This is a genomic window from Agrobacterium larrymoorei (assembly GCF_005145045.1).
GTDB classification, from domain to species: Bacteria; Pseudomonadota; Alphaproteobacteria; order Rhizobiales; family Rhizobiaceae; genus Agrobacterium; species Agrobacterium larrymoorei.
Genome location: NZ_CP039692.1, coordinates 110,479 through 128,239, shown reverse-complemented (window position 1 = coordinate 128,239; position 17,761 = coordinate 110,479). Strand labels below are relative to the sequence as shown.

The 17,761-nt window shown below is 57.9% G+C and carries 16 protein-coding genes; 8 read left to right on the top strand and 8 right to left on the bottom strand.

The genetic code is table 11. The features are described 5' to 3' along the window. The first annotated feature begins 32 nt into the window (after window positions 1-32). The gene (locus tag CFBP5473_RS14950) at window positions 33-1,229 is read left to right on the top strand and encodes an aminotransferase class V-fold PLP-dependent enzyme (protein WP_027677071.1); all 1,197 of its coding nucleotides are present in this window, start codon (window positions 33-35) and stop codon (window positions 1,227-1,229) included. 62 nt (window positions 1,230-1,291) lie between these two features. Next, the gene (locus tag CFBP5473_RS14945; protein WP_037171801.1) at window positions 1,292-3,139 is read left to right on the top strand and encodes an ABC transporter ATP-binding protein; all 1,848 of its coding nucleotides are present in this window, start codon (window positions 1,292-1,294) and stop codon (window positions 3,137-3,139) included. 147 nt (window positions 3,140-3,286) lie between these two features. On the opposite strand, the gene CFBP5473_RS14940 is transcribed toward CFBP5473_RS14945, so the two are convergent. Beyond that, window positions 3,287-4,648, bottom strand: a complete 1,362-nt coding sequence (locus CFBP5473_RS14940; RefSeq protein ID WP_027677069.1) for a sensor histidine kinase — start codon at window positions 4,646-4,648, stop codon at window positions 3,287-3,289. Beyond that, on the bottom strand, window positions 4,645-5,310 hold the full coding sequence (locus tag CFBP5473_RS14935) for a response regulator transcription factor (RefSeq protein ID WP_027677068.1): 666 nt from the start codon (window positions 5,308-5,310) through the stop codon (window positions 4,645-4,647). Before CFBP5473_RS14935 ends, CFBP5473_RS14940 begins: the two co-directional genes overlap by 4 nt. Before the next feature lie 132 nt (window positions 5,311-5,442). Between CFBP5473_RS14935 and CFBP5473_RS14930 the strand changes: the two genes are divergently transcribed. Beyond that, window positions 5,443-5,976 carry a hypothetical protein gene (locus CFBP5473_RS14930; protein ID WP_210163875.1) on the top strand — a complete coding sequence of 178 codons (534 nt, stop codon included), beginning with the start codon at window positions 5,443-5,445 and terminating at the stop codon, window positions 5,974-5,976. Window positions 5,977-6,063: 87 nt separating this feature from the next. On the opposite strand, the gene CFBP5473_RS14925 is transcribed toward CFBP5473_RS14930, so the two are convergent. The 5 genes from CFBP5473_RS14925 to CFBP5473_RS14905 all read right to left on the bottom strand — a co-directional run bounded on the left by CFBP5473_RS14925 (window position 6,064) and on the right by CFBP5473_RS14905 (window position 11,023). Beyond that, the gene (locus CFBP5473_RS14925) at window positions 6,064-6,810 is read right to left on the bottom strand and encodes an aspartate/glutamate racemase family protein (protein WP_027677067.1); all 747 of its coding nucleotides are present in this window, start codon (window positions 6,808-6,810) and stop codon (window positions 6,064-6,066) included. A gap of 10 nt (window positions 6,811-6,820) precedes the next feature. Beyond that, on the bottom strand, window positions 6,821-7,639 hold the full coding sequence (locus CFBP5473_RS14920) for an ABC transporter permease (protein WP_027677066.1): 819 nt from the start codon (window positions 7,637-7,639) through the stop codon (window positions 6,821-6,823). 3 nt (window positions 7,640-7,642) lie between these two features. Further along, the gene (locus CFBP5473_RS14915; protein WP_027677065.1) at window positions 7,643-8,554 is read right to left on the bottom strand and encodes an ABC transporter permease; all 912 of its coding nucleotides are present in this window, start codon (window positions 8,552-8,554) and stop codon (window positions 7,643-7,645) included. 63 nt (window positions 8,555-8,617) lie between these two features. Then, entirely contained in the window at window positions 8,618-9,907 is a 1,290-nt protein-coding gene (locus CFBP5473_RS14910; protein ID WP_027677064.1) for an ABC transporter substrate-binding protein, read from the bottom strand. A 30-nt stretch (window positions 9,908-9,937) separates the two neighbouring features. Continuing rightward, window positions 9,938-11,023, bottom strand: a complete 1,086-nt coding sequence (locus CFBP5473_RS14905; RefSeq protein ID WP_027677063.1) for an ABC transporter ATP-binding protein — start codon at window positions 11,021-11,023, stop codon at window positions 9,938-9,940. Window positions 11,024-11,284: 261 nt separating this feature from the next. Between CFBP5473_RS14905 and CFBP5473_RS14900 the strand changes: the two genes are divergently transcribed. Next, complete coding sequence (locus tag CFBP5473_RS14900) at window positions 11,285-11,995, top strand: GntR family transcriptional regulator (protein WP_027677062.1); 711 nt, start codon at window positions 11,285-11,287, stop codon at window positions 11,993-11,995. Here CFBP5473_RS14900 and CFBP5473_RS14895 read toward each other — a convergent pair. Continuing rightward, entirely contained in the window at window positions 11,992-12,576 is a 585-nt protein-coding gene (locus CFBP5473_RS14895; RefSeq protein ID WP_027677061.1) for a TetR/AcrR family transcriptional regulator, read from the bottom strand. The two genes, CFBP5473_RS14900 and CFBP5473_RS14895, sit on opposite strands and share 4 nt — an antisense overlap. A 224-nt stretch (window positions 12,577-12,800) precedes the next feature. On the opposite strand from CFBP5473_RS14895, the gene CFBP5473_RS14890 reads away from it, so the two are divergent. The 4 genes from CFBP5473_RS14890 to CFBP5473_RS14875 all read left to right on the top strand — a co-directional run bounded on the left by CFBP5473_RS14890 (window position 12,801) and on the right by CFBP5473_RS14875 (window position 17,734). Further along, entirely contained in the window at window positions 12,801-13,790 is a 990-nt protein-coding gene (locus CFBP5473_RS14890) for an XdhC family protein (RefSeq protein WP_084631828.1), read from the top strand. Between the two features lie 124 nt (window positions 13,791-13,914). After that, complete coding sequence (locus CFBP5473_RS14885) at window positions 13,915-14,448, top strand: 2Fe-2S iron-sulfur cluster-binding protein (RefSeq protein ID WP_037171793.1); 534 nt, start codon at window positions 13,915-13,917, stop codon at window positions 14,446-14,448. Then, window positions 14,445-15,434, top strand: a complete 990-nt coding sequence (locus CFBP5473_RS14880) for an FAD binding domain-containing protein (protein WP_027677059.1) — start codon at window positions 14,445-14,447, stop codon at window positions 15,432-15,434. The genes CFBP5473_RS14885 and CFBP5473_RS14880 overlap by 4 nt, the downstream gene beginning before the upstream one ends. Continuing rightward, complete coding sequence (locus tag CFBP5473_RS14875) at window positions 15,431-17,734, top strand: xanthine dehydrogenase family protein molybdopterin-binding subunit (protein WP_027677058.1); 2,304 nt, start codon at window positions 15,431-15,433, stop codon at window positions 17,732-17,734. The genes CFBP5473_RS14880 and CFBP5473_RS14875 overlap by 4 nt, the downstream gene beginning before the upstream one ends. The last annotated feature ends 27 nt before the right edge of the window (window positions 17,735-17,761 follow it).

Sequence of the window (17,761 nt, the reverse complement as noted above, 5' to 3'; positions counted from 1 at the left end):
GAGCAAGCAGGCTGACAGACTGGAGAACGACAATGTCAGACGATATCCGCACCAAGATCGGCCTCCGCCCGGTCATCAACGTCTCAGGCACGATGACGAGCCTTGGTGCGTCCATCGTGGTTCCCGAGGCAATTGCCGCGATGACCGCGATCCTGCCGCAGTTCGTGGAAATGAACGACCTTCAACGCAAGGCAAGCACCATCATTGCCCGTTTGACCGGCGGCGAGGCGGGCTTCGTAACCGCATCCTGCGCCTCCGGCATCAGCCTCGCGGTTGCAGGTGCAATCACCGGACCGGACCTCTTAGCCATCGAAAAGCTGCCGGAAACCACGACGCCGAAGAACGAAGTGCTGGTGCAGATGGGCCATGTCGTCAGCTATGGCGCGCCCGTCGATCAGTCGATCCGGCTTGCAGGCGGCAAGGTGGTGATGATCGGGCAGGCGACATCCACCCATCGCTACCACATGGAAAACGCCATTAATGAGCGCACCGCGGCGGCTGTCTATGTCGTATCGCACCATGTGGTGGATTACGGCCTGCTGAACCTGAAGGAATTCGTAGAAATCGCTCACGCCAAGGGCGTGCCGGTGATCGTCGATGCGGCATCCGAATATGACCTCAATATATTCCTCGAACAGGGTGCGGATATCGCCCTCTATTCCGGCCACAAGTTCCTGGGCGGGCCGACATCCGGCATCGTAGCGGGCAAGAAGGAACTGGTCCGCAATGCTTTCCTGCAAAATATGGGCATCGGCAGAGGCATGAAGATCGGCAAGGAAAGCATCTTCGGCGTTATGGCCGCTTTGGATGCGTGGGAAAAGCGCGACCATGCGGGCATCCGCGAGCGCGAAACCAGCTACCTCAATCTCTGGAAAGAGACGCTGGACAACCGCCCCGGCATCACGGCGCTTATCGAGCCGGACCCGACCAACAATCCGCTGGATCGCATGCGTGTCATCGTCTCTCCGCAGGAAGCGCACATCACCGCCTGGGATTTGGCCGCCCGCCTGCGCGCCGGTTCCCCGCCCATCATCGTGCGCGATCACGAGGTCGAGCACCATTACTTCTACCTCGACCCCTGCAATCTCCACCCCGGTCAGGAAAGCATCGTTGCACAACGGATGACGGAAGAGCTGGATGCGGCACGTGCCTCCAATGAAGTGATCGCGACACCGTTCGAGGACTTGAGCCGCCACCGCTTCGACGGCGCTCTGCGCTGGCCGGATTGAGGTAAGAGCGAACCGCCCGCAGGCGGCTTTTCTTGCGCAAAGACGATTGAGAAGGAACGATGATGAGCATCTCCAACGCCCTGACCACGACCGCGCATGCACCAGCGACCGATCCGGTTCTGGCCGTCGAGAAGCTCAGAACGTCGTTCGTGGTGGACGGCGTCTGGAAGCCCGTCGTGCAGGACATTTCCTTCACGGTCATGCCGGGGGAAACGGTTGCAATCGTCGGGGAAAGCGGTTCCGGCAAGTCGGTCACATCGCTCTCCATCATGCGTCTACTTCCGCCGGATACCAGCCGCATTGAGGGCAAGGTTCTGCTCGGCGGTCGTGATCTCCTGGCACTGCCAGAACATGAAATGCGAAAAGTGCGCGGCAATGATGTCGCGATGATCTTTCAGGAGCCGATGACGAGCCTCAACCCCTTGCTCACCATCGGGGACCAGATTTCCGAGGCCTTGCTATGTCACACTCCGATGAGCAGAGCGGAAGCGCGAGCCGAAACGATCCGTATTCTCGATAAGGTGCGCATTCCATCCGCTGCCTCCCGTTTCGATGAATATCCGCATCGTTTCTCCGGCGGCATGCGCCAGCGCGTGATGATTGCCATGGCGCTTGCAACGAAGCCCGCGCTTCTGATTGCAGATGAGCCGACGACGGCGCTGGACGTCACCATTCAGGGCCAGATCCTCGACCTGATCAAGATGTTGCAGGAGGAGGAGGGCACTTCCGTTCTCTTCATCACCCACGATATGGGCGTGGTGGCCGAGATCGCCGACCGCACCGTCGTCATGTATCGCGGCGAACAGGTCGAAACTGGAGCGACCGCCGATATTTTCCATCGCGGCCAGCACCCCTATACCCGCGCCCTTCTTTCAGCCGTGCCGGTTCTCGGCTCAATGCAGACGCATCAGCGTCCGTTGCGTTTCCCTGTCGTGGATGCGCAGACCGGACAATCCGATACGCCCGTCGAGGTAAAAGACACGGTGGTCGAAGGCAGGCCGGTGCTGGAAGTGCGAAATCTCACCAAGCGTTTCGACATTCACTCCGGCCTTTTCGGCAAGCTGACGGGCCGCGTCCACGCCGTCGAAAACGTCTCCTTCGATCTTCAGTCGGGCGAAACCCTGTCTCTCGTCGGCGAATCCGGCTGCGGCAAGTCCACTACAGGCCGCGCCATCATGCGGCTCATCGAACCGAACAGTGGTTCCGTCGTCGTTGAAGGCAAGGATGTTCTGGCTCTGGATAAACGGGATATGCGCGACATGCGCAAATCCGTCCAGATGATCTTTCAGGACCCCTTCGCGTCACTCAATCCACGTATGACAGTCGGTGCCGCCATTGCCGAGCCGTTCCTGGAGCATAAGATGGGAACGGCTAAAGAAGCGAAGGACGTAGTGTCCGACATGCTGATAAGGGTGGGCCTGACACCGGACATGGCGGCCAGATACCCACACGAATTCTCCGGCGGCCAGCGACAGCGCGTCTGCATCGCCCGCGCACTCGCACTCAAACCAAAGGTCATCGTAGCCGATGAAAGCGTCTCCGCACTGGACGTCTCGATCAAGGCGCAAGTTATCAACCTTATGCTGGACCTCCAGCAAAGCCTCGGCCTGTCCTTCCTCTTCATCTCCCACGATATGGCTGTCGTGGAACGCGTGAGCCACCGCGTCGCGGTCATGTATCTGGGCGAAATCGTAGAAATCGGGCCTCGCTCCGCCGTCTTCGGCAACCCCCAGCACCCCTACACAAAACGCCTCATGTCTGCCGTGCCGGTGCCAGACCCCGAGCGGCGGAGGCTCAAGGGCGCAGCGGTAGTCGAAGAGTTGAAAAGCCCTATCCGACCTATCGATTACAAGGTGTCACCAACCCGTTTTCGAGAGGTTGAGAGCGGGCATCTTGTTTCGGAGAGTTAACCAATAATACGGGTTGCGGATGCGAGCTTCTTTACGAAAATCGAGAGCGCTGGTGCCGGAACTTTTGCAGCAGCTTGCCTCGACAAGCGGCCAGAAATGGTGATGAAGCTTCATTTTATTTGGCAAGTTGTTGAATGTTGTTTGAAATTACGCACCGCGAAAAATCGGCAAAAACACGCAGGCAGCGAATCCCTCGTCACCGTTACTGAGCGATATTCTCCCCCCGTATAACTCGGTAATCTCTTTCGCGATTCCAAGGCCAAAACCGCTTCCGGTCACGCTTTCATCCAGTCTGAGACCGGGGCGGAAGGCTTGGTTGATCTTGTCTTCGGATATGCCGGGCCCGTCGTCTGTGATCCTAATTTCGAGGAGGCGCTCTTTCTTCACCGCTGAGATGGTGATGGTTGTCGCGGCCCATTTGAAGGCGTTGTCCAGAAGGTTGCCGAGGACTTCTTCCACGTCCTCTGGATCGCAGCGGACGGCAAGGTTGCTGTCAACGCTGCAGCGAATGGACAGTTCTTTGTCTCGATGGACGCTCGATAGGACGAAAATGAGATCGTCGAGGCGAGAGCGCACTGAAATATGTTGATCGGTTAGCTCTGCGACTGCGGTTTTTCGGGCATCTGCAAGATGGTGGCGAATGCGCCGGTCGATACGTTGAACCAAATCCCTCAGACCGCCGTCAGGGTCGTTTTTATCATTCAAACCGAGTGTCAGGCTGGCGACCGGGGTTTTCAGGCCATGGGCCATATTGGCAAAATGCACACGCGTCTCCTCCAGACGCCGAACGTTCAATGCAATCAGGCGATTGATCTCAATCGAGACGGGCTTGAGTTCCTCGACCTCTGCATCCGGCAGGCTTGATCTGTTTCCGGTGGAAACGGCGTTGATATTGGCAGTGAGGCGGGTAAGAGGCTTGAGCCCGAAGCGCACCTGGAGATAGGTTCCAATCAGAAGGCTCATGCCGAGCAGCGCCATGGCGGGCACCAGCCACATGAGGGAACGAAACGCCGGATCGGTTAAGGCGGATCGAGGTGCCGAGGCTGTTATCTGAACGGTTTGGTCGCCAATCCGGGCCTGCAAGGTTCTGACGTAGAGCGCCTTGCCATGAGCATCTTCAATCTCGTCCGGTCGAGGCCTGTTCGAGGCCATATCACGCCAGTCCGGGCGGCGGCGCGGCGTGAGTTGATCAGTTTCGAGGGAGCGTGAAGACAGATTGGAATTCTGTGATGTAACCTGCCAGTACCATCCTGAACCCGGGCGGTCGAAAGGCGGCCCGTCAAGCTGGGCGTTTAGCCTTGCTGCGCCATTCTCGCCAATGGTTAGACCGCTTCTCAAACCTTCGATCTGGGTGTCGAGCCGCTGATCGATCTGTTCGCGAACGACGCTCGCAACGATAAACCAGAGGATTACCGATGCGATAAGTATGGCACCTGCGACAAATGCGATGGAGAACGCAGTCAGACGCCCGGCTATAGACCTAGGCTGATTACGAAGAGGGAGCTTCATGACGTGGCTGCCGTCAACATATAGCCGCGGCCTCGTACCGTTTCTATGAAGGCGGCACCAATCTTCCTGCGCAGTCTCGCAACGATGACTTCAATCGAGTTCGAATCCACTTCGGCGTCGCCATCATAGACCCGCTCCATCAACTCGCTTCGATCCACCACCACTTCTTTTCGCAGGATGAGGCACGATAGTACGCGCCATTCCAGCGCGGTCAGCTTCAGGGGAACGCCGTCTTGCTCGAAGGTTCCCAACTGTGCATTGAACACGATTGAACCGCATGTGACGGTAGCGCTCGCATGGTTGTTGGCCCGTCGCACGAGCGCTCGCAGCCGCAGCACGAGTTCCTCCACCTTGAACGGCTTTGCCAGAAAGTCGTCCGCGCCCGCCTTGAAGCTTGCCACCTTGTCTGGCCAGCCATCGCGCGCAGTGAGAACCAGCACGGGGAACGTGCGACCGGCTTCGCGCCATGAAGAGAGAACCGCAACACCGTCGATCTTCGGGAGGCCGAGATCGAGCACGGCGACATCGAAGGCTTCGGTCAGCCCGGCGTGCTGCCCGTCTTCACCATTGCGAGCAATATCAACGACGAAATTTTCGTTTCGCAGGCTGCTGGCGATACGGCTGGACAGGTCGCTGTCGTCTTCGACAAGGAGTACGCGCATGGGGAATTTCACTCCGGGTAGCGGGACTTTTTTATGATGCCCACGCTTAACTCAAGCTGAACCAGTTGGTTCAGGCTGCTGGCGGCACGCACTTGGTAGAAAGGGTCATTCCACAAACAGAGGAGACCTGAAATGTCTATTACACCTGAAACCGAAGCCATGCATCATGAAGAAGAAGCCCGCCACGTTCATCCGAAACCGAAGAAGAGACATGCGGCTGCCGTGGCGCTTGGCGCCTTTGCGATCCTCGCCGTTGGCGTTGCAGGTGGCGCAGGCGCGATGAAGCTCACGCGCCCTTCGGCTGAGCTTGCGCCTCTCATACCCACTGCAATTTCTGCCGCTTCGGAAGACAGCTTGATTAGCGTCAAGGGCAAGGTTGCAGAGATATTCGGCAACAAGTTCATTATTCAAGATGAAAGCGGGCGTGCCCTTGTCGAAACGGGACGGGAAGGCGAAGGCGGCAAGATCGTCAAGCCGGATGAGATCGTCACTGTCCAGGGGCGCTTCGATAATGGCTTCCTCCATGGCAGCTACATCGTTCACGAGGACGGCAAGACCGACCAGCTAGGCCCTGCAGGCAAGCCTCCGCGTGGCCCTGAACACGGTCCTGAACATGGCCCGGATCATGGTCCTGACCGTGGCCCGCTCAAGCCTCTTCTGCCTTGATTGTGGTCCTGTTGTAGAAATTGAGAACGCCCGGCACTTTGCCGGGCGTTGGTTTTTAAAAGTGGGACGCGAACTGATTTGAAGGCTCTACCCAGCCATAATCCGGTCAGGAGAGAAAACACTCATTTCGCCAATGTATGGCTTCGAAATCGGCGCTGCATAAGCGCCGGTTTTTGCCGTTTTCAGGCCAAGGGTGATAAGTGTTTCGGCATGTTTTACCGCTGCTGAAACGCCGTCGATAACTGGCACGCCGAATTTATGGGAAAGCTCCGCAGCCAGATCCGCCATGCCTGCGCAGCCTAGAATGATTGCTTCGGCTCTGTCTTGCGTAATCGCTGCGGCAATTTCTGCATGGAGGCGTGGTAAGGCGTCTGAAGTTGGGTCTTCAAGCGAAAGAACGGGAATATCCGCTGCCCTGACCTTGGCTCGCGAAGACATGCCATAGCGATGAACCAGATGCTCAAGTGGGAGACGGGAGCGCTCCATTGTTGTCACGACCGTAAAGCGTTGAGCGATGAAGGATGCGGTGGCGACCGCCGCCTCGCAGATGCCGATGACGGGGATGGTGGCCAGCGCGCGGGCCGCATCCAGTCCCGTATCATCGAAGCAGGCGATGATCGCTGCCTGCGCTCCAGCCTTCTCGCCAGCCGCAATTTCCTTCAGGAGGCCGGGAATGGCGAAAACCTCGTCATAATAGCCTTCGATCGAAACAGGGCCCATGGATGAAGTGACAGCGACCACATCAGTCGTCGCGGAGGCGACGGCCTTTGCTGCGGTTTCGATCGTTCGTGTCATGGACTGGGTGGTATTGGGATTGACGACGAGAATGCGCATGATCTGCTGTTCAGCCTTTCGACCGGCGACGGTTCATGGTGAGAATGATGCCGAGCGTTGCGGCGATGACGAGGAACGAGAATAGCGTCGTGACGGCACCGAGTGCGTAGAGAACGGGTGTCGTGACATTCGTTGTCATGCCGTAGATTTCCAAGGGCAGTGTGTTGTAGGTGCCTGCGGTCATCAGCGTTCGGGCAAATTCGTCGTAGGAAAGCGTGAAGCCGAAAAGGCCGACGCCGATCAGGCTCGGCGCGATCATTGGCAGCACGACATTGCTGAATGTCTGCCACGAGTTCGCACCGAGATCGCGCGCCGCCTCCTCATAGGATGGCGAAAAGCGATTGAAGACGGCAAGCATGATGAGAACGCCGAAGGGCAGGGTCCATGTGAGATGGGCGCCGAAGGCCGATGTGTTCCATGCAGGCTCCAGACCAAGCTGCTGGAACAGCACGCCGATGCCGAGCGAAATGATGATGGAGGGCACGACGAGGCTTGCGACGGACAGGTAAAAGAGCGGTGTCGCGCCGACGAATCTTCGGCGGAAGGCAAGGCCTGCCAGAAGCGAAACGAGTACCGTTACCACCATCACCATTGCGCCGAGGCCGAAGGAGCGGCGGAAAGATCCGCCAAAATCACCCACCGCTTGTTGTTCGAACAGGTTGGCGAACCAGTGCAGGGATACACCGTTTAAAGGGAAGGTCAGGCCGCCATTCGGGCCTTGGAACGCCAGGATCAGGATGGCCGAGAGCGGGCCATAGAGGAACAGAACGAAAAGCGTGAAGAAGATGGCAAGGAGGTAGAATTCGCGACCGCGTTTTTCCGAATGCATGGCTCATAGCTCCTTACGAATATCGACGACGCGCAGAATGCCTGCGACCATCAGAAGAACGAGGGCGAGCAGGATGACGGCGTTGGCGGCGGCGGCGGGATATTGCAGCAGCGACATCTGGTTTTTCATCATCAGCGCAACAGAAGCGCTCTGGCCGCCGGACATGACCTGTACTGTCGAGAAATCCGCCATCACCAGCGTCACGACGAAAATCGTCCCGATGGCCATTCCCGGTTTTGCCAGCGGAATGATGACATTCCACAGCACTTGCCAGGTGGAGGCGCCAGCATCGCGCGCGGCTTCCACCAGCGCTTTATCGATGCGCATCAGTGTGTTGAAGATCGGCGTCACCATGAACAGCGTGTAGAGATGGACCATGGCCAGCACCACGGCGAAGTCGGAATAGAGCAGCCATTCGATGGGCTGAGGTACGATGCCCATATTGACCAGCGCGCTGTTCACCAGCCCGTTTCGCCCCAGCACCGGTATCCATGAAATCATGCGGATGATGTTGGATGTGAGGAACGGCACGGTGCAGACGAGGAAAAGCACCATCTGCATGGTGGTGGTGCGGATGTGGAAGGCCAGAAAATAAGCCACCCAGAAGCCGCAGAACAGAGTGATCGCCCAGACGAAAAGGGCGAATTTCAAGGTGTTGAGATAGGTCTGCCACGTCACCCACGAGCCGAGTGTTTCGGTATAATTGAAGGTGACGAAGTCCGGGTACATCTGAGCAAAATCATAGTCCCAGAAGCTCACGACGGCGATCATCAGGATCGGCAGCAGCAGGAAGAAGCCAAGGATGAGCGCCAAGGGCGCTGCCTGTATGTAGGCAACCAACTTCTGTGGCAGCACGAAACTCCGTGCAGTTTTACCCTTATTATCGCTAACGCCGATGAATCTGACTGTCGCCATGTCTAGGCTTTCCCCGAATTTATAGAAAACGACCGGCGGCATTTGGCCGCCGGTCGCGCAGTATCAAGCGGCGATGAACTCGTTCCAGCGGCGAACCATATAGCGGTCCTCGTCCATCACGGAATTCCAGCAGGCGACCTTGCCCATGCGCTCTTCGAAGGAGCCGCCGTCGCGCACCGCGCCTGCCTTTTCCATGATCTTGCCATCCGGCGCGACGATATCGCCCTGAGCTGGCTTGCCTTCCACCCAGTAGCCCCATTCGTCAGCCGTCATATGTTCCTTGGCCGTGTCCATGGCGGCGGAATAGTAACCCTGACGGTTGAGATACGCGCCGACCCAGCCGGATGTGTACCAGTTGATATACTCATAGGCCGCGTCGAGCTTTGCGCCGCTGAGGTGCTTGGCAAGACCCAGACCACCGCCCCATGAACGGTAACCTTCCTTCAGCGGCTGATACTTGCAGGCGATGCCCTTGGAGCGAACGGCAGCGACTGCAGGCGACCACATGGACTGGATGACGACTTCACCGGATGCCATGAGGTTGACGCTTTCATCGAAGCTCTTCCAGAAAGCACGGAACTGGCCGTCCTTCTTGGCCTTGATCAGGAAGTCGATCGTCTTGTCGATCTCTTCCTTGGTCATGTTGCCCTTGTCGGCATATTTGAGGTTGCCCATGGCTTCCATGATCATGGCCGCATCCATGATGCCGATGGATGGAATGTTCAGAATGGATGTCTTGCCCTTGAACTTCGGGTCCATCAGATCGGCCCAGCTGGTGATATCGCGACCCACCAGATCCGGGCGAATGCCGAGCGTGTCGGCGTTGTAAATGGTCGGAACCATGGTGAAATAATCGGTCTCGCCTTTGGCGAACTTCTTGTCGCCCGACTTTTCCACGAAGCCGACGGTGTGCGGTGCCGTGCCCTGCGCAATCACGCTGTCGGGCTTGAGCTTACCGGTTTTGAACAGCGGTACGATCTTGTCGTAATATTTCAGCTTCTTGATTTCCATCGGCTGGATCACGCCTGCCGGATAGACCTTCTTGAGGATCCAGTATTCGATATCGGCGATATCGTAGGAGTTCGGCTGGGTCACGGCGCGCTGTGCGGCTGCATCCGAATCCGTTGCCGTCATTTCAAGCGTAATGCCGAGGTCCGCCTTGCACTTTTCGGCAATCGCATTGAGGTTCGAAACGCCAGTGCCGAACTGGCGAAGCGTAATCGGGTTCTGCGCCCAGATTGTTGGAAAGCCGGTAATCAGCCCGGAGCCGACGGCAGCACCCGTGGCGGCTGCGCCCGCCTTCAGGAGACCGCGACGGGTCAGACCCTTTTTCGTCTTGGAAGTATCGCTCATTTCAAAGTTCTCCTCTGGTTATTTTTGTCGTCATTTCTCTACCCGGCCGAGCACGATGGCATCGTCCGCGTTCCAAGAGAGCGGTATTGCGTCGCCAACCTTGATCGGATTTTCGAAAAAGGCGGCGTCGCTCAAAATCACGTTGAAGTCGTCAATGCCCGCACCGGTAACGGCAAGCTTCACACTGGCACCGCGATATTCGACATTCGATACGATGCCGGTGAAACCCAGCCCGGCCTGCGAAGCTTCGCCCACCCGAACTCGGTCGGTACGCACGGCAATATCGACAGCGCCATCATCGGGTGCCGTACCGCTGGCCTTGAAAGTGCCGCCGCCGGCAATCTCCATGGTCACGATCTGGCCATCCGCATCCTTAAGACGACCGGAAATGACATTGTGATCACCCATGAAACGGGCGACGAAAGCGGTCGCCGGGCGCTCGAAGACTTCGCGCGGCGTTGCCGCCTGCTCGATGCGCCCGTCATTCATCACCACGATGATATCGGCCAGCGCCATTGCCTCTTCCTGACTGTGGGTCACATGCACGAAGGTAATGCCGAGTGATGTCTGAAGCTTCTTGAGTTCCGCCCGCATACGGATTTTCAGGAATGGGTCGAGCGCCGAAAGCGGCTCATCCAGAAGCAGCGCTTCGGGATCGGTGATCAGGGCGCGCGCCAGCGCCACGCGCTGCTGCTGGCCGCCGGAAAGTTGCGCCGGGCGCCGGTTGGCATAAGCCTCCAGCTGCATCAGCTTCAGCATTTCCAGCGCTTTTGCACGGCGAGCTTCCTTGTCGATACCCTTCATCTTTAGGCTGAAGGCGACATTGTCGATAAGGTCGAGATGGGGAAACAGCGCGTAAGATTGAAACATCATGGCGGTGCCACGGCGCGCGGGAGGAAAATCTGTAACGACGGTATTGCCCAGCCGCACATCGCCGCTGGAAATCGTCTCGTGCCCGGCTATCATGCGTAAAGTCGAGGTCTTGCCGCAGCCGGATGGGCCGAGAAGGCAGCAATAGCTGCCAGCCGGTATTTTAAGGCTGATGGCGTGAACGGCAGTCGTGCTTCCATAGACCTTGGTAACGGAGGCGATGTCTATTTCGGCGGCTTTGCTCATGCATGTTCCCCTGTTTGTTGGAAACCTACTTGCATGTGCCGTGCCAGTTCGATGTTGCCGTTGCTAACCGATTGAATCGAATTTGCTTTTCTTTATGCTGATCGGCAGTTGCATGCATTGCTGCATTTGCATGCACAAAAAAAGTGCTATTGTTTCCAATCGTGGGTCAGATTGTATCCAATATTTATGGAGCGCCATTCACCTTGCGTATTCTCAGCGCGGCTCTTTCGCGTTAGAACATCGTAAAACATGGATGACGCAATGACTCTTCCCCAACTCACGCCATATGCGGATATCGCGCAGGAGGATCGCGCACAGGCGATCCGGGACACTTTGAGGGATGCGATTGCCGATAGGCGTCTCACCCCCGGCACGAAGCTTTCCGAGGCAGAGGTCGGCACGCTGTTCGATGTTAGCCGTACAGTGGTGCGCGCTGCATTGCAGATGCTGGCCTTTGAAGGCCTCGTCAAAATGGAACGAAACAGAGGTGCTTTTGTATCCAATCCATCGCCGGATGAGGCGCGGCAGGTCTTCGCTTCACGCCGCCTGATAGAACAGGGTATCGTGGCTGCTGCGATTGAACGGCTGACGCCCGAGAGTATCGCCAGCCTGCGCGCTCACCTCAAGGAAGAAACGCGCCATCAGCATGAACGCGGCCCCTCTGCACGCAGAGCGGAAATCAAGGCATCGGGAGACTTTCACCTGCTTCTGGCCTCGCTTGCGGGCAACGTCATCCTGGAAAAATTCATGGGCGAACTCATCGCCCGGTCCTCGCTCGTCATCGCGTTATATGGACGTTCCGGCATCTCAAGCTGCGGCCATGGAGATCATTCGGCCATATTGGACGCGCTGGAAGCCCGCGATATTGAAAAGGCCAATCACCTGATGATGCACCATATCAATCACATCGAAGCGGATCTCGACCTTCGCGTGAAAGAGGGGCTGGCACTGAAGGATGCGCTGGCGCTTTAACGCCGCAGCCCATCCATAACGAGGCGGACGATCCTGTGGGCACGGTCGCGCCATTCCGGTCCTTCGGGAATGGAATAGATACCGAACAGCGCGTTCAAAACATCTGCGGGCTCTATGTCGCCTTTGACTGCTCCGGCTTTGACGCCGTTTTCCAGCAACTGTCCGAAAGCGGTGTGCAGCAGCTTCGATCCTTCGGCAAAAAGGGTGGAATTGGACGTGAACAACAGTTTTAGGCTGCTGGACATGCCGCGTTTCGCCGCCATGTAACTCACGAAGCGGTTCATCCATTCTTCAAGCGCCGCGGCTGGGTCTTTCTCCGCAATCAGGTTGGTGGCGGCGGTCGCCAGCAGTTCCAGCTCGCGCCGATAAGCGCTTTCGACCAGATGCTCACGCGTGGGGAAATGCCGGTACAGCGTGCCGATACCGACACCCGCGCGTCTCGCAATTTCTTCCAATGACGCTGCCGCGCCCTGTTCCGCAAATGCCAATGCCGCCACTTCGATCAGCTTGTCGCGATTTCGGCGCGCATCTGCGCGCAGCGGGGCCTGTGCAAGCGGTGGCTGCGGGCGCTCCTTGGGCACGGGATGGGCACTCCATAAGAAATTGCTTGACGAATGATCGCAAGTCACTAAGTTAAACGGAGGCGCCTCCGTTTATGAGCGCGCCATTCGTTTCTTTACTTCAGATGAGGGGCGAATGTCATGCCGAAATCAAAGAATTGCGTTAGCGACCCGATATTACGTCAAGAATTCTCTTGAACTTGATCGGTTGTCGCTCAGTTGACGTCACGATGCGGGAGGCAATTATGACGCAATCGGCCAATACCACCCGACATAACGGCGCTGAAGCCCATTGGTTGCCTCAAGATGTCAACATTCCTGGCTTGCCCGTACCGCGAAAAGCCTTCTCTACCGATAGCGCCTATGACGTCCTGAACTTCGCAGTCCAGAGCATGCGTGCCGGGCTTCAGGTCGCCTTATGTACATTGGTGGAAATCCGCGGCGGCTCATCGCGCCCGCTCGGGGCGCATATGGCGGTCGTTCAGGATGGGCGCTATTGTGGCTATGTTTCTGGGGGGTGCACGGAAGCGGCTGTTGCCGCTGAAGCTCTGCAGGCCATGAAGTCCGGTCACGATAGGTTCGTGATGTTGGGTGAAGGCTCACCTTTCTTCGATATCGTTCTCCCATGCGGGGGAGGCATCACCGTTGCCATTCATCTCGTGAAAGACGTGGAGCCTCTCTGTTCCACCAACATGCTGGTGAATGGGCGCCAAAGCGCAAGGCTTTGCTATGCACCCGGGCGGGAGGAGCTGTGGCTTGGCTGCTCGGATAATAAAACCGGGTGGGATGGCGATGTCTTCGTAACCTCCTATCGGCCCAAGGCGCGCATTGTGTTTTCCGGGCGCTCGCTTGAGGTGGAAACCGCCGCCAGCGTTGCGGAAGCGGCAGGGTTCGACGTGGTTCTCTGCGATCACACCGCTGGCAATGGCTTCGATCTCTCGTTGATCGACGCAGATACGGCGGTAGCGCTTTTGCAGCACGATCTGGATTTGGAAATGCCGATCCTCGAGGCCGCGCTTGCAGCGAAACCCTTTTATATTGGTGCCCTCGGCAGTTCCCGCACACATGAAAGGCGTGTCGAGAGATTGCGCCGGAATGGTCACTCCGAAGAGGCCATTTCCCGTATTAAGGCGCCGATAGGTTTGTTCGGCAGGGCAAGAGACGCGCAGTCTCTGGCGCTCTCGGTCATCGCTGACATTGCAGCTGCCCGTCAGCCTTCTGTGATGCAGAGTTAGCTCGAGAGAAGAATTATCCGTCGTACCAAAGGGTTCGATGGAGGAGTGCACACACACCATCACCACACATTCAACAGGTGCGGCGGAAAGTTCCGGTACGCACTTTCAGATAGGGAGATGACCAATGCAATTTACCATCAACGGAGCAGTAGTGGAGGTAGAGGCGGATATCCGCACCTCGCTGCTTGATCTCATGCGTAACTATCTGGGATCTACCGGCACGAAGAAGGGGTGCGATCAGGGCGCTTGCGGCGCGTGCACAGTGTTGGTGGATGGAGAGCGGATCAATTCCTGTCTCGCCCTTGCCGTTCAATATCAGGGACGCAGCATCACCACTGTCGAAGGTCTTGCGGCCAATGGCAACCTGCACCCCTTGCAGAAAGCCTTCATCGAGCATGAGGGGTTTCAGTGTGGTTATTGCACGCCCGGACAGCTCTGTTCCGCCATTGGAATGGCGGGCGAAATCGAGCGCAACATTCCAAGTGTCGTCACTAGCGATCTTTCGAGCGGCAGCGTCACTATAGATGATACTGAAATTCGCGAACGCATGAGCGGCAATCTCTGTCGTTGCGGTGCCTATAACGGCATTGTCGAAGCCATTTCCGAAACGCTTGTTCAACAGGCGGCAGTGCCGACCGAAGAGAGGGCACGGGCATGAATATCTTTTCCTATCATCAGGCCTCGGATGCCGCTTCCGCCATCGCGCTCAAACAGGCTGGGCCGACCGCGAAATATCTGGGCGGCGGTACCAATCTTGTCGATCTCATGCGCGAAACCGTGGAGCGACCGGAAACGCTGGTCGATGTCACGCATCTATCCAGCGCCATCGAGCAGCGCGCAGATGGCAGTCTTCTCATCGGCGCGGGTGTGAAGAACACGGCGCTTGCCGCGCATGGCGCAGCGCGGTCTCAATTTCCACTTCTGTCGCGCGCCATTCTGGCGGGTGCCAGCGCGCAGATACGAAATGTGGCGACAGTGGGTGGCAATATTCTTCAGCGCACCCGCTGCCGGTACTTCTATGATAACGCCGCGCATTGCAATAAGCGTCAGCCCAATTCCGGCTGTGATGCTCTGGAAGGTTTCAATCGGTACCACGCCATTCTCGGCGCTTCGCAAAGCTGCGTTGCGACACACCCGTCCGATATGTGCGTTGCGCTCGTCGCGCTGGATGCGATGGTTCATCTTCAGGGACCGGCGGGCACGCGCAGCCTGCCTCTGCGCGATCTTCACCGCCTGCCCGGAGAGACGCCGGAAATTGAGACTGAGCTCCATCCGGACGAACTCATTACCGCAGTTGAAATTCCTGCGCTGCCGTTTGCTTCTCGCTCCACCTACCGAAAGGTCAGGGATCGCGCAAGTTACGCTTTCGCACTCATTTCCGTCGCCGCTGCGCTGGACGTTGATGACGCTGGCAATGTGCGGGATGTGAGGCTGGCGCTCGGTGGTGTGGCGCACAAGCCGTGGCGAGCCCTGAAGGCTGAAGCGCTTCTGAAAGGTCAGACGGCAGGCGCGGATGCTTTCCGTGCCGCCGCCGAGGCAGAGCTCGCAGATGCCGTTGGCTTGCGAGACAATGCATTCAAGATAGAGCTCGCGAAGCGGACCATTGTTGCGGTTCTTGAAGAATTGAAGGGAGAAAACGCATGAGCGCCGATACCCAGACCCTGCCGGAGGCAGGCAAGCAAGGTCGCTGGCAGCCAGCGGTCACGACTGATCCTTTGCTGCGCAAGCATGGATCGCTTGGTCAATCCGTATCCCGCATCGAAGGGCCGATGAAGGTTCAGGGAAAGACGCGTTTCGCGGCGGAATTTCCCTATGATGACATCAGCTATGCAGCACTTGCTTTCAGCACCGTCGCGCGCGGTCGCATCACCGAACTGGATGTGAGCAAGGCAGAGGCAGCACCCGGAGTCATCCTCGTCATGACCTATAAGAACGCGCCGCGAATGAAGGCACCGTCTTTGATGATGTCTTCTCCAACCGCAGCCGGATCCAGCAATCTTCCGGTCATGCAGAACGACGAAATCCACTGGAACGGTCAGCCTATAGCCCTTGTGTTGGGCGAAACGCAGGAACAGGCCGACTATGCAGCATCGCTGGTCGTGGCGAAATATGAATTGCTACCGGCAGTCACATCCTTCGAAGAAGCGAAGAAATCACCCCGGCAACTCGACAATCTCCTCGGCCAGCCGCCTTATGTCGAGATCGGCGACGCCGAGGCTGCGCTCGCCAATGCGGACGTCAAGGTCGACCTCATCTACCGCACGCCACGCCATAACCACAACGCCATCGAGCTGCATGCGGCAACAGTCGTCTGGAACGATGACGAATTGCGCGTTCATGACGCCAGCCAGTTGCTCGATCTGACGACAGGGCAGCTCGCCGATATTTTCGGCATCGATGTCGCCAAGGTGCATGTGACGTCGCCTTATGTCGGCGGCGGTTTTGGCGGAAAATGTTTCTGGGATCATCAAATCCTTGCCTGCGCTGCTGCCAAACTTGCCGCTCGGCCCGTGCGGATCATGCTGTCCCGCGAAGGCGTCTTCCGAATTATCGGCGGTCGCACGGTAACCGAACAGCGCGTAGCGCTCGGCGCAAAGGCCGACGGTACGCTCGATGCGCTGATCCACACCGGTACAGCAGCGATGACATCGCATAACGCCTGTCCGGAACAATTCACCTTCCCAGCCCGCCACCTTTACGCTGCCAGAAACTTCTACATCGGCCAGAATGTCGCCGATATGGATATGCTCGCCAACACCTTCATGCGCGCCCCAGGCGAGTCCGTCGGCACCTTCGCGCTGGAATGCGCTCTGGACGAACTTGCCGAAAAATTGGGGCTGGATCCCATCGAACTCCGCCGCCGCATCGAACCCGAAAAGGACCCGACGACCGGCAAACCCTTCTCTTCGCGTTATCTGATCGAAGCCTATGACAAAGGTGCAGAACAGTTCGGCTGGCACAAAAGAAGCCAGACCCCGCGCCAGAGACGCGAAGGCGAATGGCTGATCGGCATGGGATGCGCCACTGCCACCTATCCCTATCACCGCTTCCCCGGCGGCGCGGCACGGATAAAACTGACGGCGGACGGCCATGTAACGGTTTCAACCGCAGTGCATGACATGGGCATGGGCACCGCCACGGCTCAGGTGCAGCACCTCGCGGCGCGGCTTGGCTTGCCGTTGGATCACGTGACCTTCGAATACGGTGACAGCAAGCTGCCACGCGGCGTCATTGCCGGAGGCTCGACCCAAACAGCCTCAATCGGCGGTGCGGTAATCGCAGCGACTGAAGTCTTCGTGGAGGAACTGATCAAGCTCGCCGGAAATGACTCGCCTCTCGCCGGACTGTCGCTTGCCGAAGTTGAACCGAGGGACGGCGGGCTTTCACATATGGGCGATAAAAGTCGTTTCGAAAGCTACCAATCCATTCTCCGCAGGGCGGGACGAGACGAACTTGTGTGCGAGGCCGAAGGCCCCGCGCCAGCGGAAATGGAAGCTTTTTCCATGCATTCCTATGGCGCGCAGTTCTGCGAGGTGCGTGTCAGCGCACTCACCGGCGAAACACGCGTTTCACGCTTCCTCGGCTCCTACGACGCCGGTCAAATCCTGAACAGCAAAATGGCGACCAGCCAGTTCAAGGGCGGCATCATCATGGGAATTGGCTTGGCGCTGACCGAAGAAACCAATTTCGATGAGCGAACAGGACGCATCGTCAACGCATCGCTGGCAGATTACCACGTGCCGGTGCAAATGGACGTACCGCCAATCGAAATCCTCCACACGAACAAGCCCGACCCCCGGGCCCCGATGGGCGCCCGCGGCATCGGCGAAATCGGCATCACCGGCGTTGGAGCCGCCGTCGCCAACGCTGTCTACAATGCAACAGGCGTGCGCGTGCGGGATTTGCCGATCACGCTGGACAAGCTGATTCCATACCTGGGTTGAGACCTGGTTGAACTTCTTGCAGAACAA

What these genes read in the sequence shown, in the direction of transcription:
- CFBP5473_RS14950 (WP_027677071.1), top strand. Translation starts at nt 33, where the DNA reads ATGTCAGACGATATCCGCACCAAGATCGGCCTCCGCCCGGTCATCAAC.
- CFBP5473_RS14945 (WP_037171801.1), top strand. Translation starts at nt 1,292, where the DNA reads ATGAGCATCTCCAACGCCCTGACCACGACCGCGCATGCACCAGCGACC.
- CFBP5473_RS14940 (WP_027677069.1), bottom strand. Translation starts at nt 4,648, where the DNA reads ATGAAGCTCCCTCTTCGTAATCAGCCTAGGTCTATAGCCGGGCGTCTG.
- CFBP5473_RS14935 (WP_027677068.1), bottom strand. Translation starts at nt 5,310, where the DNA reads ATGCGCGTACTCCTTGTCGAAGACGACAGCGACCTGTCCAGCCGTATC.
- CFBP5473_RS14930 (WP_210163875.1), top strand. Translation starts at nt 5,443, where the DNA reads ATGTCTATTACACCTGAAACCGAAGCCATGCATCATGAAGAAGAAGCC.
- CFBP5473_RS14925 (WP_027677067.1), bottom strand. Translation starts at nt 6,810, where the DNA reads ATGCGCATTCTCGTCGTCAATCCCAATACCACCCAGTCCATGACACGA.
- CFBP5473_RS14920 (WP_027677066.1), bottom strand. Translation starts at nt 7,639, where the DNA reads ATGCATTCGGAAAAACGCGGTCGCGAATTCTACCTCCTTGCCATCTTC.
- CFBP5473_RS14915 (WP_027677065.1), bottom strand. Translation starts at nt 8,554, where the DNA reads ATGGCGACAGTCAGATTCATCGGCGTTAGCGATAATAAGGGTAAAACT.
- CFBP5473_RS14910 (WP_027677064.1), bottom strand. Translation starts at nt 9,907, where the DNA reads ATGAGCGATACTTCCAAGACGAAAAAGGGTCTGACCCGTCGCGGTCTC.
- CFBP5473_RS14905 (WP_027677063.1), bottom strand. Translation starts at nt 11,023, where the DNA reads ATGAGCAAAGCCGCCGAAATAGACATCGCCTCCGTTACCAAGGTCTAT.
- CFBP5473_RS14900 (WP_027677062.1), top strand. Translation starts at nt 11,285, where the DNA reads ATGACTCTTCCCCAACTCACGCCATATGCGGATATCGCGCAGGAGGAT.
- CFBP5473_RS14890 (WP_084631828.1), top strand. Translation starts at nt 12,801, where the DNA reads ATGACGCAATCGGCCAATACCACCCGACATAACGGCGCTGAAGCCCAT.
- CFBP5473_RS14885 (WP_037171793.1), top strand. Translation starts at nt 13,915, where the DNA reads ATGCAATTTACCATCAACGGAGCAGTAGTGGAGGTAGAGGCGGATATC.
- CFBP5473_RS14880 (WP_027677059.1), top strand. Translation starts at nt 14,445, where the DNA reads ATGAATATCTTTTCCTATCATCAGGCCTCGGATGCCGCTTCCGCCATC.
- CFBP5473_RS14875 (WP_027677058.1), top strand. Translation starts at nt 15,431, where the DNA reads ATGAGCGCCGATACCCAGACCCTGCCGGAGGCAGGCAAGCAAGGTCGC.